Origin of the sequence: Nocardioides ginsengisoli, assembly GCF_039537225.1 — a bacterium.
Lineage (GTDB): Bacteria > Actinomycetota > Actinomycetes > Propionibacteriales > Nocardioidaceae > Nocardioides > Nocardioides ginsengisoli.
In genome coordinates this window covers 1-13,667 of sequence record NZ_BAABAC010000017.1, presented here as the reverse complement: position 1 = coordinate 13,667, position 13,667 = coordinate 1, and the positions used below count along the sequence as shown (strand labels likewise).

At 73.7% G+C, this 13,667-nt stretch carries 14 protein-coding genes; 5 read left to right on the top strand and 9 right to left on the bottom strand.

Going from position 1 to position 13,667, the window contains the following annotated elements; genetic code table 11:
* Positions 1–64: 64 nt before the first annotated feature.
* Entirely contained in the window at positions 65–2,695 is a 2,631-nt protein-coding gene (valS, locus tag AB4880_RS09120; protein ID WP_367918906.1) for a valine--tRNA ligase, read from the bottom strand.
* 58 nt (positions 2,696–2,753) lie between these two features.
* On the opposite strand from valS, the gene AB4880_RS09115 reads away from it, so the two are divergent.
* On the top strand, positions 2,754–3,890 hold the full coding sequence (locus tag AB4880_RS09115) for a SpoIID/LytB domain-containing protein (RefSeq protein WP_367918905.1): 1,137 nt from the start codon (positions 2,754–2,756) through the stop codon (positions 3,888–3,890).
* Here AB4880_RS09115 and AB4880_RS09110 read toward each other — a convergent pair.
* Complete coding sequence (locus AB4880_RS09110) at positions 3,850–5,061, bottom strand: benzoate/H(+) symporter BenE family transporter (protein WP_367918904.1); 1,212 nt, start codon at positions 5,059–5,061, stop codon at positions 3,850–3,852. The genes AB4880_RS09115 and AB4880_RS09110 overlap by 41 nt on opposite strands.
* A 65-nt stretch (positions 5,062–5,126) precedes the next feature.
* Here AB4880_RS09110 and AB4880_RS09105 point away from each other — a divergent pair, with 65 nt between their 5' ends.
* Positions 5,127–5,639: a helix-turn-helix domain-containing protein gene (locus AB4880_RS09105; RefSeq protein WP_367918903.1), complete on the top strand. Its 513-nt coding sequence runs from the start codon at positions 5,127–5,129 to the stop codon at positions 5,637–5,639.
* Between the two features lie 22 nt (positions 5,640–5,661).
* Here AB4880_RS09105 and AB4880_RS09100 read toward each other — a convergent pair whose 3' ends face one another.
* Both AB4880_RS09100 and AB4880_RS09095 read right to left on the bottom strand, forming a co-directional pair.
* Complete coding sequence (locus AB4880_RS09100) at positions 5,662–5,940, bottom strand: DUF4873 domain-containing protein (RefSeq protein WP_367918902.1); 279 nt, start codon at positions 5,938–5,940, stop codon at positions 5,662–5,664.
* Positions 5,937–6,626, bottom strand: a complete 690-nt coding sequence (locus tag AB4880_RS09095) for a TetR/AcrR family transcriptional regulator (RefSeq protein WP_367918901.1) — start codon at positions 6,624–6,626, stop codon at positions 5,937–5,939. The genes AB4880_RS09100 and AB4880_RS09095 overlap by 4 nt, the downstream gene beginning before the upstream one ends.
* A 66-nt stretch (positions 6,627–6,692) precedes the next feature.
* Here AB4880_RS09095 and AB4880_RS09090 point away from each other — a divergent pair, with 66 nt between their 5' ends.
* The gene (locus AB4880_RS09090) at positions 6,693–7,589 is read left to right on the top strand and encodes an AurF N-oxygenase family protein (RefSeq protein ID WP_367918900.1); all 897 of its coding nucleotides are present in this window, start codon (positions 6,693–6,695) and stop codon (positions 7,587–7,589) included.
* On the opposite strand, the gene AB4880_RS09085 is transcribed toward AB4880_RS09090, so the two are convergent.
* On the bottom strand, positions 7,579–8,511 hold the full coding sequence (locus AB4880_RS09085; RefSeq protein ID WP_367918899.1) for an NAD-dependent epimerase/dehydratase family protein: 933 nt from the start codon (positions 8,509–8,511) through the stop codon (positions 7,579–7,581). The genes AB4880_RS09090 and AB4880_RS09085 overlap by 11 nt on opposite strands.
* Positions 8,512–8,645: 134 nt before the next feature.
* On the opposite strand from AB4880_RS09085, the gene AB4880_RS09080 reads away from it, so the two are divergent.
* Positions 8,646–9,347, top strand: coding sequence for a TetR/AcrR family transcriptional regulator (locus tag AB4880_RS09080; RefSeq protein ID WP_367918898.1), 702 nt, complete (start codon positions 8,646–8,648; stop codon positions 9,345–9,347).
* Here AB4880_RS09080 and AB4880_RS09075 read toward each other — a convergent pair.
* Genes AB4880_RS09075 through AB4880_RS09065 form a run of 3 tightly spaced genes read right to left on the bottom strand, consistent with a single transcriptional unit; the run spans position 9,337 to position 11,698 of the window.
* A complete protein-coding gene (locus AB4880_RS09075; protein ID WP_367918897.1) occupies positions 9,337–9,753 on the bottom strand; it encodes a type II toxin-antitoxin system PemK/MazF family toxin in 417 nt (138 codons plus the stop codon). The two genes, AB4880_RS09080 and AB4880_RS09075, sit on opposite strands and share 11 nt — an antisense overlap.
* Positions 9,750–11,219 (bottom strand): PH domain-containing protein, encoded by a 1,470-nt coding sequence (locus AB4880_RS09070; RefSeq protein ID WP_367918896.1) that lies wholly within the window; start codon positions 11,217–11,219, stop codon positions 9,750–9,752. Before AB4880_RS09070 ends, AB4880_RS09075 begins: the two co-directional genes overlap by 4 nt.
* Positions 11,216–11,698 (bottom strand): PH domain-containing protein, encoded by a 483-nt coding sequence (locus tag AB4880_RS09065; protein ID WP_367918895.1) that lies wholly within the window; start codon positions 11,696–11,698, stop codon positions 11,216–11,218. The genes AB4880_RS09070 and AB4880_RS09065 overlap by 4 nt, the downstream gene beginning before the upstream one ends.
* Before the next feature lie 149 nt (positions 11,699–11,847).
* On the opposite strand from AB4880_RS09065, the gene AB4880_RS09060 reads away from it, so the two are divergent.
* The gene (locus tag AB4880_RS09060; RefSeq protein WP_367918894.1) at positions 11,848–13,026 is read left to right on the top strand and encodes a GGDEF domain-containing protein; all 1,179 of its coding nucleotides are present in this window, start codon (positions 11,848–11,850) and stop codon (positions 13,024–13,026) included.
* Positions 13,027–13,035: 9 nt separating this feature from the next.
* Here AB4880_RS09060 and AB4880_RS09055 read toward each other — a convergent pair whose 3' ends face one another.
* Positions 13,036–13,602 carry a hypothetical protein gene (locus AB4880_RS09055; RefSeq protein WP_367918893.1) on the bottom strand — a complete coding sequence of 189 codons (567 nt, stop codon included), beginning with the start codon at positions 13,600–13,602 and terminating at the stop codon, positions 13,036–13,038.
* Positions 13,603–13,667: the final 65 nt, after the last annotated feature.

Genomic DNA, 13,667 nt, shown 5'->3' with positions numbered 1-13,667 from the left:
GATCGCGTGAACCTGGTTCCTGCGATCGACGCCGATCACCCGTCAGCCCTCCGTCAGCCCTCCGTCAGCCCTCGGGCTGCTCGGCGATCTCGGCGGTGACGCTCAGCTCGGTCGCGTCGGCGACGACGGTGAACACCAGGTCGCCGGTGATCCGGCCGGCGGCGACCAGGTCGGCGGCGGCCGACTCGGCGGCCTTGACCGCCTTCTCCGGGCCGGTGATCTCGACCCGGGCCAGCGGCGTGCGCATGTTGACCTTGGCCTGCGACTTGGCGCCGCGGATGCCACCGAGGGCGGCGGCGACGGCGTCGATGACCGAGCCGTCGGAGGCGGCGGCCGAGCCGAGCTCGGTGGTGGCGGGCCACGAGGCGCGATGGACCGAGCCCTCCTGCCACCACGACCAGACCTCCTCGGTCACGTACGGCAGGAAGGGCGCGAGCAGGCGGAGCTGGACCTGCAGCGCGAAGGCGAGCGTGGCCTTGGCGGAGACGGAGGCGTCGCCCTGGTCGGCGTACGCGCGCTCCTTGACCAGCTCGAGGTAGTCGTCGCAGAACTCCCAGAAGAACTTCTCGGTGACCTCGAGCGCGGTGGTGTAGTCGTAGGCCTCGAACGCCTCGGTGGCGCGGCTGACGACGCCGGCGAGGCGGCCGAGCAGGGCGGTGTCGACCGGCTGGCTGACGGCGGCGGCACTGAAGGTGGTCGCGCCGACGCTGCCGAGGACGAACTTCGAGGCGTTGAGGACCTTCATGGCCAGCCGGCGGCCGACCTTCATCTGGGTCTCGTCGAAGGGGGAGTCGAGGCCGGGACGGGCGATGGCGGCGCGCCAGCGGACGGCGTCGGCGCCGTACTTGTCGAGGATCTCGTTGGGGACCACGACATTGCCCTTGGACTTCGACATCTTCTTGCGGTCGGGGTCGACGATGAAGCCGGAGATCATCGCGTGCGACCACGGCGCGGCGTGGTTCTCGAAGTGGGCGCGGACGACGCGGCCGAAGAGCCAGGTGCGGATGATGTCGTGGGCGTGGGTGCACAGGTCCATCGGGAAGACGCGCGACCACAGGTCGGGGTCGGACTCCCAGCCGCCCGCGATGTGCGGGGTGAGGGAGGACGTCGCCCAGGTGTCCATCACGTCGGGGTCGCCGACGAAGCCGCCGGGCTTGCCGCGCTGCTCCTCGCTGTAGCCGGCCGGGGCCTGGGTCGACGGGTCGACCGGCAGCTGTGCCTCGGTGGGCAGCAGCAGGCGCGAGTAGTCGGGCTCGCCCTCGGCGTCGAGTGGGTACCAGACCGGGAACGGGATGCCGAAGAAGCGCTGGCGCGAGATCAGCCAGTCGCCGTTGAGGCCGCCGACCCAGTTGTCGAAGCGGTGCTTCATGTGCGGCGGCAGCCACTCGATCTCGGCGCCGCGGGCCAGCATCTGGTCGCGGATGCCGGCGTCGCGTCCGCCGTTGCGGATGTACCACTGGCGGGTGGAGACGATCTCGAGCGGCTTGTCGCCCTTCTCGTAGAAGTTCGCCATCCGCTGGGTGGGCTTGGGGTCGCCGTCGAGGTCGCCGGTCTCCTTGAGCTTGGCGACGATCGCCTCGCGTGCGGAGTGGACGGTCTTGCCCTTGAGGTCCTCGTAGGCCGCCGACGCGGTCTCGCTCGCCAGCCACTCGGGCGTCTCGCGGGTGAGCCGGCCGTCGCGGCCGATGACGGTGCGGACCGGCAGCTGCAGCTCGCGCCACCACTGGACGTCGGTGAGGTCGCCGAAGGTGCAGCACATGGCGATGCCCGCGCCCTTGTCCTTCTCGGCGGCGTGGTGGGCCAGGACCGGGATCTCGACCCCGAAGACCGGCGAGGTGACCGTCGTACCGAAGAGCGGCTGGTAGCGCTCGTCGTCGGGGTGGGCGATCAGCGCGACGACCGACGGGATCAGCTCGGGACGGGTGGTCTCGATGTAGACGGGCGTGCCGTCGTGCTGGTGGAAGGCGACCCGGTGGTAGGCGCCGGCGTAGTCGCGGGCCTCGAGCTCGGCCTGGGCGACGGCGGTCTGGAAGGTGACGTCCCAGAGGGTCGGCGCCTCCTGCAGGTAGGCCTCGCCGCGCGCGAGGTTGCGCAGGAAGGCGCGCTGGCTGACGGTCTGGGCGGTGGTGCCGATCGTCGTGTACGTCGTGTTCCAGTCGACGCTCAGGCCGAGGGTGCGCCACAGGTCCTCGAAGACCTTCTCGTCCTGCTCGACGAGCCGCTCGCACAGGGCGATGAAGTTGGGGCGGCTGATCGGGATCTGGCGCTTCGGGTCCGGCTTCTCCGGGGGAGTGAAGTCGGGGTCGAAGGGCAGCGACGGGTCGCAGCGCACGCCGAAGTAGTTCTGGACGCGCCGCTCGGTCGGCAGCCCGTTGTCGTCCCAGCCCATCGGGTAGAAGACGGACTTGCCCTGCATCCGCTGGAAGCGGGCGATCAGGTCGGTGTGGGTGTAGGAGAACACGTGGCCGACGTGCAGGCTGCCGCTGACGGTCGGCGGCGGGGTGTCGATCGCGTAGACGTTCTCACGCGGCTGGGTGCGGTCGAAGCCGTAGGTGTCGTCGGACTTCCACCGCTCGGCCCACTTCGCCTCGAGCCCCTCGAGCGCGGGCTTGTCCGGTACGACGACCGCGCCGGGCGTCCCCTCGGGACCCGATGCGGTCGGTGCCGGTGCCTGCGTACTGTCGAGCTCGGTCATGGGCCAAATCCTATGGCGAGCGGCTGTGGAGCCTTCAACCGCGGGTTAGTCTCGAGCAATGCGCCTCTTCTCGGGATCCGTCGCCGCGCTCGCCCTGACCACCGCCGTCGGCCTGGTGTCGGGAGCCGCCGCGCCGTCCGCGTCCGCGGCGCCCGCGCGCCGCGCGGACCCGGTGACGCTGGTCGGCAGCGGCTGGGGGCACGCCCACGGCATGTCGCAGTACGGCGCCCAGGGCGCGGCCAAGCAGGGCCTCAATGCCGGCCAGATCCTCGACTTCTACTACCCGGGCACGGCCTCGGGCCGGGCCGGCGGGTCGATCAAGGTGCTGGTCACCGCCGACACCACGAGCAACGTGATCGTCCAGCACAAGAGCGGGCTGTCGGTCCGCAGCGTCGCGACCGGCAAGACCTGGAAGCTCGGCAAGCGCGGCGCCAAGCGCTGGAAGCTGACACCTGCCGGCGCCAAGACCCGGCTGTGGGTCAAGACCACGGGCTGGCACGCGGTGCGCGACATCCCGGGTGCGGCGGAGTTCAAGGGCGGGGTCATCCGGCTCTACGTGCCGGGCGGCTCGGCGCTCTACCGCGGCAAGCTGCGCGCGGTCTCCGGCGACACCGTCAACATCGTGAGCGTCGAGAACTACCTGCGCGGGGTGGTGCCCGCCGAGATGCCGGCCCGCTGGATGCCTGCCGCCGTGCAGGCGCAGGCGGTGGCGGCCCGCACCTACGCGATCTTCGAGCGTGACAACGCGCGCCACGGCTACTTCGACGTCTGGGACACGACGCAGTCGCAGGTCTATCGCGGCGTCGCCGCCGAGCTGCCCGAGTCGGACGCCGCGATCCGCGCGACCGCCGGCGTGGTCCGGACCTACCAGGGCAAGGCCGCCTTCACGCAGTTCAGCTCGAGCAACGGCGGCTGGATGGCGGCCGGCTCGCAGCCCTACCTGGTGACCAAGAAGGACCCCTACGACCCGGCGACGCCGTGGAATCCGCCCGTCACGCTGACCCCGGCCCAGATCGAGCAGCAGTTCCCGGGCATCGGGCCGTTCACCAAGCTCGTCATCACCGCCGACGCCTCGGCCGGCGGCCGGGTCACGAAGGTCCAGATCGTCGGCACCGGCGGCAAGTCGACGACGCTGACCGGCGACCAGTTCCGGGTCAGGTTCGGGCTGCGGTCGACGCTGTTCCACGCTCAGTAGCGGCGACCGGCGCCGCGGCGGGCCTCCCGGTCCGCAGGAACGTTCGCAGCAGCAGCCCGGCGACGAGCGCCCAGAAGGCGGCGCCGATCCCGAGCACACTGATCCCCGACGCGGCGACGACGAGAGTCGCCGCGGCGGCCTCCCGCTCACCCGGGTCGGCGAGCGCCTCCGCGAGCGCGGAGCCGAGGGTGCCGAGCAGGGCGAGGCCGGCGGCGGCCTGCATCACGCCGTCGGTGGCGGCGACGACGAGCGCGGCGAGCGCCGTGCTGGCGCCGGCCAGGACGAGATAGGTGACCGCGGCGCTGACGGCGGCGATCCAGCGGCGCGCGCGGTCCGGCCCGGCGGCCGGGCCGGCGGCGAGGGCGGCGCTGATGGCGGCGAGGTTGATCGCGTGGCCGCCGGTGGGCGCGCCGGCGATGGTGCCGATGCCGGTCACGGCCAGCGACTCGCGCCACGGGACGCGGTAGCCGAAGCCGCTCATCACCGCGACGCCCGGGACGTTCTGCGAGGCCATGGTGACGACGTACAGGGGGAGGGCCAGGCCGACCAGCGCGGACAGTGACCAGGTGGGCGTCGTCCAGGCGAGCTGGGGCGCGAGCGCGGCAGCGTCGATGTGGGCGGTGGCGACGACCATGCCGAGCGCGACGGCGAGCGCGCCGGGCACGGCCCAGCGCGGGGCCAGGCGCAGCAGCACCAGCCAGGTCAGGACGACGGGCGCCACCTGCGCAGGCGCGTCGACCAGCGCGGTCACCGGCGCCAGGCACAGGGGGAGCAGGACGCCGGCCAGCATCGCGCGGGCCAGGCTGTGGGGGATCGCGGCGACCAGGTCGCCGACCCGCGGCACCAGTGCGGTGAGCACGATGAGGACACCGGTGGTGACGAAGGCGCCGACTGCGGCCGGCCAGCCGCCGGCGACGCCGCTGGTCGTCGCGAGCAGCGCGGCGCCGGGCGTCGACCAGGCGAGGGTGACCGGGATCCGGTGGCGCAGCGCCAGCCACAGCATGCCGAGCGCCTGGGTGACGCAGAGCGTGAGCAGGCCGGACGCCGCCTGCGCGCCGCTCGCGCCGACCGCGGTCAGGCCGGCGAGCACCACCACGAACGAGCAGCTGAAGCCGACGACGCCGGTGACGACACCGGCGACGACGGGACCGTGGGTACCCTCCTCGGACACGCCGCCTCCTTCCGTCGGGCCTGCGCGGCGTTCTGTATACGGAACACTCTAGGGGGTGAGCGGCGGTGACGCGAGACGTCGGCGCCCGGATCCGTGCGCTGCGCGAGGCGCGCGGCCTCTCCCTGTCCGCCTTGGCCGCGGAGGCCGGCATCGGCAAGGGGTCCCTGTCGGAGCTCGAGACCGGCCGGCGCAACCCCACCCTCGACACGCTGTACGCCGTGGCGGGCCCGCTCGGCGTACCGCTCGCGTCGTTGCTCGACGACCACGACGGCGCCGTCATCGGCGACGAGGGCGTGGTCGCGACCCGGGTTCGCGTGGTGCGCGAGCCGGAGCGCACCACCGAGGTCTACCTGCTCCGCTTCGCGCCCGGCGCCGCGCGCACCTCGCCGGCCCACGTCGCGGGCGTCGAGGAGCAGCTGATCGTGCTGTCCGGCGCCGGCGTCGTCGCGTACGACGACCAGGAGGTCGCGGTCGGGCCGGGCGACCACGTCCGCTTCGCCGCGGACCGGCCGCACGCCTACCGTGCCGCAGCCGACACCGCGCTCGAGGCGGTCAACGTGATCGTCACGCCTGCCTGAGCCGGGCCGGTTCCGACGGGTCTCAGAAGGGCGGCGTGCCGGTTCCGGCGACCCGGAACCGGCCCCACGGGTCGACGTCGGAGACCCGCCCCGCCGCCTCGCCGTACGGCGTCGCGAGCCGGACCTCGGTGCCGCTGCGGACCGCGTCGAGCGCGGCGGTCGCGGCGATCCGGCCGTACCAGTGGAAGTGCCCGTCGAGCGGCTGGAAGTGACCGCGCAGGGCGACGCTGACCTCGTGCTCGGCGTCGTCGACCTGCACGCGGGCGGGGCCGTCGTAGGCCTCCTGCGGCTCGTGGCTCATGACTTCTCCTTCGGGCCGCGGGCGCGCAGCGGCGCCACGTCGGCGGGCAGGTCGAGCTCGGCGAGGGTGACGCCCTGCTCGGCGAGGGTGCCGGAGAGCGCGTGCCAGATGAAGTCGCCGAGATAGGTGGCGACCGCGGCGCGCGACAGGGTGCGCCGTTCGAGCCACCACTGGCCGACCGAGGCGCCGAGTCCGACCACCGCGTGCGCCCAGGGCTCGGCCGCGCCGGCGTCGCCGCCGAGCCGGCGCAGGGCGTCGCCGAGCAGGCGGGCGAGCTTGGCCGCGATGACGTTCTTGCCGTGGGCCAGCGGGTCGTCGCCGCCGGCGTGGTGGCCGCTGAGCAGGAGGAAGGCCTGGGGGTGCTCGGCCAGGGTGTCGAGGTAGGCCGTGACGCCCGCGGTCACCCGGTCGCGCGCGCTCGCGGGGGCGAGGACGGCGGCGACCACGCGCTCGAGGACCAGGTCGGCGCCCCAGGTGCCGACGGCGGTGTGCAGCTCGCCCTTGTCGGCGAAGTAGCGGTAGAGGACCGGCTTGCTCACGCCGGCCTCGGCGGCGATGTCGGCGATGGACACGTCGGGTCCGAGTGTGTCGATCGCCCGGACCGCGGCCTGCACGAACTCCGCACGCCGCTCGACCCGGTGCTGCTCCCAGCGGGTGGTCCGCCCGTCTCCCTTGACGCCGCTCATGGATACCAGAGTAGCCTGTTAGACGTTACCGACGGTAATACCTAACTCTTCGTGGAGGCCCAAGCCATGACGCTCGTCGATGTCCCCGGTGCGGCTCCGGTCGCCGACCGCCTGCTGCGCTCGACGGCCCGTCAGTCCTACGACCCCGACGTCGACCTCGACTGGTCGGCGCCGCCGGTGCCCGGCCTGTGGTGGATGCAGCCCGAGCGGATGTCGCTCTACGGCACCCCGCTGTGGCGCCGGCTCGGCGAGGAGCAGCGGATCACGCTCTCCGCGCACGAGCTGGCCAGCATCGCCAGCGTCGGCATCTGGTTCGAGATCGTGCTGATGCAGGTGCTGCTGCGCGACGTCTACACCGCCGACCCGCGCCATGCGCGCACCCAGTTCTCGCTCACCGAGGTCGGCGACGAGACCCGGCACACGGTGATGTTCGGGCGGGCGATCGAGGCGATGGGGGTGCCGGCCTACGGGCCGCGGCCGCACATCCGCCGGATCGGCCGGCTCGGTCCGGTCGCGCTCCACGGCCCGAGCGCCTATGCCTCGATCCTCATCGGCGAGGAGCCGGTCGACCGCTGGCAGCGCGAGCTGATGCGCGACGAGCGCGTGCAGCCGCTGACCCGGATGGTGGCCCGGATCCATGTCGTCGAGGAGGCCCGTCACGTCACCTTCGCCCGCGACGAGCTCGCCAAGAGCGTCCGTGGCCTGAGTCGTGCCCAGCGCGCGTGGCACCAGGCGCTGGTCGCCCAGGTCGCCTACGTGACGATGCGCTCGCTGGTCCACCCCGACGTCTACGCCGCGGTCGGGCTCGACCCGGCCGAGGCCCGGCGGCAGGCGCTCGGCAACGAGCACTACCGTGCGACGATCGCGTGGATGGGCGAGAAGGTGATGCCGGTGCTCGAGGAGAGCGGCATGGTCGGCAAGGCCCACCACAAGACCTGGCGCGCGTCCTTCCTCATGCGCTGAGCCGGGCGCGCCACCAGGCGACCGTCTCGCGGATCGCCGCGTCGAAGGGCGTCGGCTTGAGCCCGAGCCGCTCCTCGCTGGCGCGGGAGTCGAGCACGAAGGGCGCCGTGAACTGGTGGCTGAGCTCGGCCAGCTCGCGGGTGTCGCGGTGGACGAGACCGATCGCGCGGAGCAGGCCGGCGGGGATCGCGCCCATCCGCGGCGCCGGCACGTCGGCCGCCGTGGCGAAGGCGGTGATCAGCGCGCGCTGGGTGAGCGCCGGCCCGGTCGGGGCGTGCAGGACCTCGTTCCACAGGCTCGGATCGGCGGCGGCGCGGATCATCGCGGCGGCCAGGTCGGGGACGTAGGTGAACGAGTGCGGCTGGTCGAGGCTGCCGACCACGCGCATGGTCCTTCCGGCGAGGATCGTCGGCACCATCCGCTCTCCGGCGTGCGAGGTGAGCACGCGCGGGCCGAAGAAGTCGGCGGCCGCGACGCTGACGGTCGGCGTGGGGGAGTCGGCGCGGGCGGCGAGCAGCTCGGTCCGGATGCCCTGCTTGCCGTGCGTGGCGTCGCGGGGCAGGCCCTCGTGGATCGGGCCGTCGACCTTGCCGTAGGAGTAGAGGCTCTCGGGGAAGACGACGACGGCGCCGGCCTCGCCGGCCGCGGCGAGCAGGGCGCGCTCGGCGGGGATCAGCTCGGCGCGCCAGGTGGCGGCGTCGTAGCGCGAGGCGTGGACGCAGTGGTGGACGACGTGCGCGCCCTCGAGGACGGCGGCGAGCTGGTCCGGCTGCGCGACGTCGGCGCGCCGGCGCTCGATGAGCGGGTGCTCCGGGCCGCTGCCCGAGCGGGTGACCAGGCGGACCGGCTCGCCCTGGTCGGCGAGCTGGAGGGCGATGGTGCTGCCGACGGGGCCGGCTCCGGTGACGACGTGGTGGCTCATGGCGGGTTCCTTCGGGTCGAGGGAGAGAAGTGAGAGCAGTGCTCTCGCAAGGAGCATGCGCTCTCCCCGCGCGAAAAGCAGAGCACTGCTCTCTTTTGTGTCTCTTGCTCTCGCGGTGTGCCATGATGACGCCCATGGCGACCACCCCCCGCGAGCGCGCCCGCGAGCAGACGATGGCCGACATCACCCGGATCGGTCGCCGCCACCTGGCCGAGTACGGCGCCGCCGCGCTCTCGCTGCGCGCGGTCGCCCGCGACCTGGGCGTGGTGTCGTCGGCGGTCTACCGCTACGTGAGGAGCCGCGACGAGCTGCTCACGCTCCTCGTCGTCCACGGCTACGACGACCTCGCCGACTCCGTGGCCGCGGCGCTGGCCGCCGTCCCCGGCGACGCCCACCGCGAGCGCTTCTTGACCCTGGGGCGCGCGGTGCGGGCGTGGGCGGTGCGCGAGCCGGCGACCTACGCCCTGCTCTACGGCGCCCCGGTGCCCGGCTACCAGGCGCCCGCCGAGCGGACGACCGAGCCGGGCACGCGGGTGGTGCGGATGATGCTCGAGGGCGCGGCGGCCGCGGTGGCCGCAGGCGCGCTCGTCGTACCGGACCAGGCGCCGGTGGCCTCGCCGGCGCTGCTCGCGAGCTTCGACGGCGTCCGCACCCAGTTCGGCATCGACCTGCCGGACTCGGCGCTGGTCGCGGGCGTGCTGGTGTGGGCGGCGCTGTTCGGGTGCATCAGCTTCGAGGTGTTCGGGCAGTACGGGCCCGACGCCTTCGGCGACCCCGAGGCGCTCTTCGAGCGGCACCTCGCGATCCTGGCCGCCGACCTCGGTTTCAGCTCCTGAAGCGGGCGTGCGCGGCGAGCACCTGGGCATAGAGCTCGGGCGCGATCGCCGCGCCCTCGCGACGCACGTCGGCCGCAGCGAGCACGAGCAGCCGGTTGAGCCGGACCTCGCTCGGCCGCCCGCGCGGGTCCCAGGCGCCGGAGCCGACGTCCATCCAGTACCGCCCGGCCGCGGCCTCCTGCTCGGCGTCGCGGTCGTGGTCCTTGCTGGTCATCACCAGGCAGTGGACGAGCTGCTGCCCGTCAGCGCCGACGGCGGTGCCGATCACGAGGACCGGCCGGTCCTTGCCGCGAGTGGGGTCGTCCTCGTAGGGCACCCACGCCCAGACCACCTCGCCCGGGTCGGGGCGGCCGTCGGGCACCGGCGCGTAGGTGCCGTCGGGCTGGTCGCTCACGGTGTCGCTCATCGGACCTCCTCCAGGAACTGTCCCACCAGACCGGGCGTCGCCGCCTCGGCGAGGGCGATCGCCGCGGCGACCGGTACGTCGGGCACGTGGACGCGGCCCTTGCCGCCGGCCGTCGTCGCGGCCAGGCTGACCAGCCCCGCGCGGCGCTGGAACCAGGTGGCGCGTTGGTTCCAGCCGATCACGTGGCCGGCGGCGAGCGCGTCCCGGCTGCGCAGTGCCGAGCCCGAGCGCATCACCACGTGCCCGGCCACGAAGGCGTGCCCGAGCGAGCGGACCCGATCGACGGCCAGGGCCAGCGCGACGCCGACCGGCAGCAGCGCCACGACGAGCAGCCAGACCGGGCCGCCGGCGACCACGCCGGCCACCGGGAGCAGCACGAACGGCAGCGCGCCGAGCAGCGCCCGGGTGTAGCGACGGGTCACCGCGGCGCGGCCGTGGGGGAGCAGGGGCGCGGACATCGGGGTCGCGTCGCCCAGGACGGCGGACGCGACGTCGTACCCGATGGCGCGGGGGGCGGGCGGCAGCAGCATCGACGAGCTGGCGTGGTGCTCGCCGCCGAGACCGGTGACGATCGCGTGCACCCGGCGGCCGCGCGCGACGCGGAGTGCCGCGGGCTCGCCGAGCGAGACGCCGGCGACACGGGCGACGTCGATGCTGATCTCGCGGTGGGTCAGCAGGCCGCGGCGGACGTGCCACGCCGAGCCCTGCCGGGCCAGCACGAAGTTGCCGTTGGTGACGAGGTAGCCGCCCACCGCCAGCACGATCGCGAGGACGACGATGCCGGCCGCGACGACGAGGACCAGCGCCTCGGTGATCGCGGCGAGGTCGGCCTCGGTGATCCGGACGTGGATCGACTGGCTGAGCTGCCCGGCGACACCGAGCATGGCGCCGGCCGCGACCAGGACGGTGCCGCTGAACGGCGCGTACCAGAGCCAGCGCGGCGAGAAGCGCGCGACGACCTGCTCCACCGCGGGCGGCGGCGGCAGGGCGGTGCCGTCGGGGAGCACCTGGACGGCGTACGCCTGGCCGGTGCGGAGCAGCGCGGCCCGCAGCCGGGCGGCCTCATCGCGGGGCAGCGCGTCGAGCTCGAGCCGCTCGTCGGCGTCGCTGGCGACGCTGCCGGTGCCGATGACGACGGTGGCCAGGCCGAGGATCCGGTGGATCGGGGAGGCGGTCAGGTCGACGGCACGGACCCGGTCGACCGGCGTCGCGAGGGTGTGCCGCTGGAGCAGGCCGCGGCGCAGCTCGACCCGGCCGTCGTGGATCCGGTACGTCGTGGTGAGGTAGCGCACCACGCCGAGCCCGACCGGCAGCCCGACGCCGAGCAGCGCCCACGGTCCGCCGCCGGACGCGCCGCCCGCGATGAGCAGGCCGATGAGGACCGGCAGGAAGCGCCCGACCTCCTTGATCGGGTGGACCAGCAGCATCCTCGGGTCGAGGCGCTGCCAGGTCTCGGTGGGCGTCACGTGGCGTCGCCCGCGACCAGGTCGGCCTTGCGGGTCAGCTCGTCGACGAGGGCGAGCGCGACGTCGCGGTCGAGTCCCTCGATCTGCAGCGGGCCGGCCGCCGACGCGGTCGTCACGGTCACGGTCGCGAGCCCGAACAGCCGCGCCAGCGGCCCCTGCGCGAAGTCGACGGTCTGCACCCGCGACATGGGCGCGATCCGGCGCTCGCGCGCCCACCACCCGCGCTGGGTGTACACGGCGGTCGCCGAGACCTCCCAGCGGTGCACCCGGTAGCGCCACTGGGGGACGACGACGGCGACCGCCGTGCAGACGATGATCGCCAGCGCGAGCAGTCCCCAGCGCAGCGCGTCGGGGGCGGCGAGGACCGCGGCGACACCCAGCCCGGCGGCCACGGCCAGGGCCGCGATGCCGGTCTCGACGTGCCACATCAGGCGGGCGCGGGGGCTGACCCGGTGGGCCGGGTCGCGCAGCTGTGTCACGGTGGCGAGCCTACGTCCCCACCCGGTCGGGACCTTGGTCCCCGGGGTGCGTCGCGCGGATGCCCCGAAATGACCAGGACCCTCTCTCCGTCGGCCACCTTTGCGCCGTGCGTTCACGCGGGTGGGGGCTGGCGAACTAGCCTGGACGGGTGCTGGATCTGGTCACGCTCCGTGTCGCCTTCGCGCTCGTGGCCGTGTGCGTCCTCGTGCTCTTCTACGGCGTGACCTACCGCTCCACCCGCTCGACGTACAGCGGCTGGTGGTGTCTGTCGATCCTCTTCTTCGTGGTCAGCTCGGCGCTCTTCCTGCTCAACGGCACGCCCGCGCAGGTCGTCGCCAATCCGCTCGGCAACGCGACGGGTGTCCTCGGCGCGGCCTGCGTGTGGGCCGCGGCCCGGTCGCTGCGGGCCCGCGCGTTCGCGTGGTGGGAGCTCGGCATCCTCCCGCCGATCGTGCTGATCGCGGGCGCGCTCGACGACCCCGCCCACAACGTCTGGGCCGGTGGGGCCGTCTTCCTCACCGCGATGGCGCTGCTCATCGGCCGGTCGGCCGTCGAGCTCGCGTGGGTGCCGGAGGAGGCCGGTGCGTCGATGGAGCTGCGCTCGCACTACCGGTTCGCGGTCCGGTCGATGACCGTCGTGTCGGGCATCATCAGCGCCTACTACCTGGCCCGCGCCGTCGCCTTCGTGGCGGTGGGGCCGCAGCACGACATCTTCGTGCGCTACTTCGGTGGCCAGGTGACGACGCTGCTCATCATGCTGCTGCTCGTCGTCACGACCTTCAGCATGTCGGCGCTCAGCCACGAGCAACAGACCGACGAGCTGCGGCGCCAGGCCACGCGCGACGCGCTGACCGGCCTGCTCAACCGCGCCGAGTTCCACCGCGCCGCGCAGCGCGAGCTCGACCGCGGCCGGATCGGCGAGGAGGCCGCCATCGTGCTGGCCGACCTCGACCGCTTCAAGAACGTCAACGACGGCTCCGGTCACGCGGCCGGCGACCGTGCGCTCACCTGCTTCGCCGATGCCTGCCGCGAGGTCGTCGGCGGGCGCGGGCTGCTCGGCCGGCTGGGCGGCGACGAGTTCGTGCTGCTCATCCTGGAGGGGCGCGCGGAGGAGCTGACGTCCGCCATCGCGCGCCGCTACGCCAAGGACGACGAGATGCCCACGGTCAGCTTCGGGATCGCCGGTGTGCTGGCCGGCGACGACGCCGCGCTGGCCGTGGCGCGGGCCGACCACGCGCTCTACCGGGCCAAGGCGACCGGCCGGGCGCGCGCCGTACGACACGACGACCGCCCTCCGTTCCTGGTGGGCGGCCGTCGTTCTGCTTGATCGAACCGGTCAGTCGCGGGTGATCCGCGGCGAGCGCGACAGGTCGTCGCGGAGCCGGCGGCTCAAGCCGTCGTCGGCCGACATCCTGCCCTTCTTGATCGTGGCCACGCCGGCGCCGACCTTCACCCAGGTGGGCGAGCCGATGCAGGTGCTCGGGATGGTCACCGTGGTCAGGCGCTTGGCGCGGTCGATCGTGGTGCCATAGCCGGCGCAGTCGATGTCATCGCCCTCCTCCCCGGTGAGTGCGTCGAGGGTGCCGCCGAAGGCCTTCATGAAGGTGCTGTCGTACTGCCCGGCGGGCGTGCGCACGCCGACGCCGACGAAGAAGCCCCGGGCGGGGAGTGCGGCGCGGGTCTTGATCCGGACGACGAGCCGGTCGCTGGTGTAGCTGACGTGCACCTTGCGGATGTCGGCGCTCGCCTGGCGCCGGTCGAGCCGGCCGTTGCCATCGCTTTCGAAGCGCCCCGAGCGGACGTCGTGCGCGGGATCGACGTGGACGTACTCCGCGGCGGAGGCGACGGCCGGCGTCACGGCGAGCAGGGCGCCGGCGAGGCCGGCGACGAGACGGGTACGCACGTTCAGTCCTTGATCTCGGCGATGATCTCGCCGTTGCCGATGGTGGCGCCGACTTCGGCGGTGAG

What these genes read in the sequence shown, in the direction of transcription:
- valS (WP_367918906.1), bottom strand. Translation starts at nt 2,695, where the DNA reads ATGACCGAGCTCGACAGTACGCAGGCACCGGCACCGACCGCATCGGGT.
- AB4880_RS09115 (WP_367918905.1), top strand. Translation starts at nt 2,754, where the DNA reads ATGCGCCTCTTCTCGGGATCCGTCGCCGCGCTCGCCCTGACCACCGCC.
- AB4880_RS09100 (WP_367918902.1), bottom strand. Translation starts at nt 5,940, where the DNA reads ATGAGCCACGAGCCGCAGGAGGCCTACGACGGCCCCGCCCGCGTGCAG.
- AB4880_RS09095 (WP_367918901.1), bottom strand. Translation starts at nt 6,626, where the DNA reads ATGAGCGGCGTCAAGGGAGACGGGCGGACCACCCGCTGGGAGCAGCAC.
- AB4880_RS09090 (WP_367918900.1), top strand. Translation starts at nt 6,693, where the DNA reads ATGACGCTCGTCGATGTCCCCGGTGCGGCTCCGGTCGCCGACCGCCTG.
- AB4880_RS09085 (WP_367918899.1), bottom strand. Translation starts at nt 8,511, where the DNA reads ATGAGCCACCACGTCGTCACCGGAGCCGGCCCCGTCGGCAGCACCATC.
- AB4880_RS09080 (WP_367918898.1), top strand. Translation starts at nt 8,646, where the DNA reads ATGGCGACCACCCCCCGCGAGCGCGCCCGCGAGCAGACGATGGCCGAC.
- AB4880_RS09075 (WP_367918897.1), bottom strand. Translation starts at nt 9,753, where the DNA reads ATGAGCGACACCGTGAGCGACCAGCCCGACGGCACCTACGCGCCGGTG.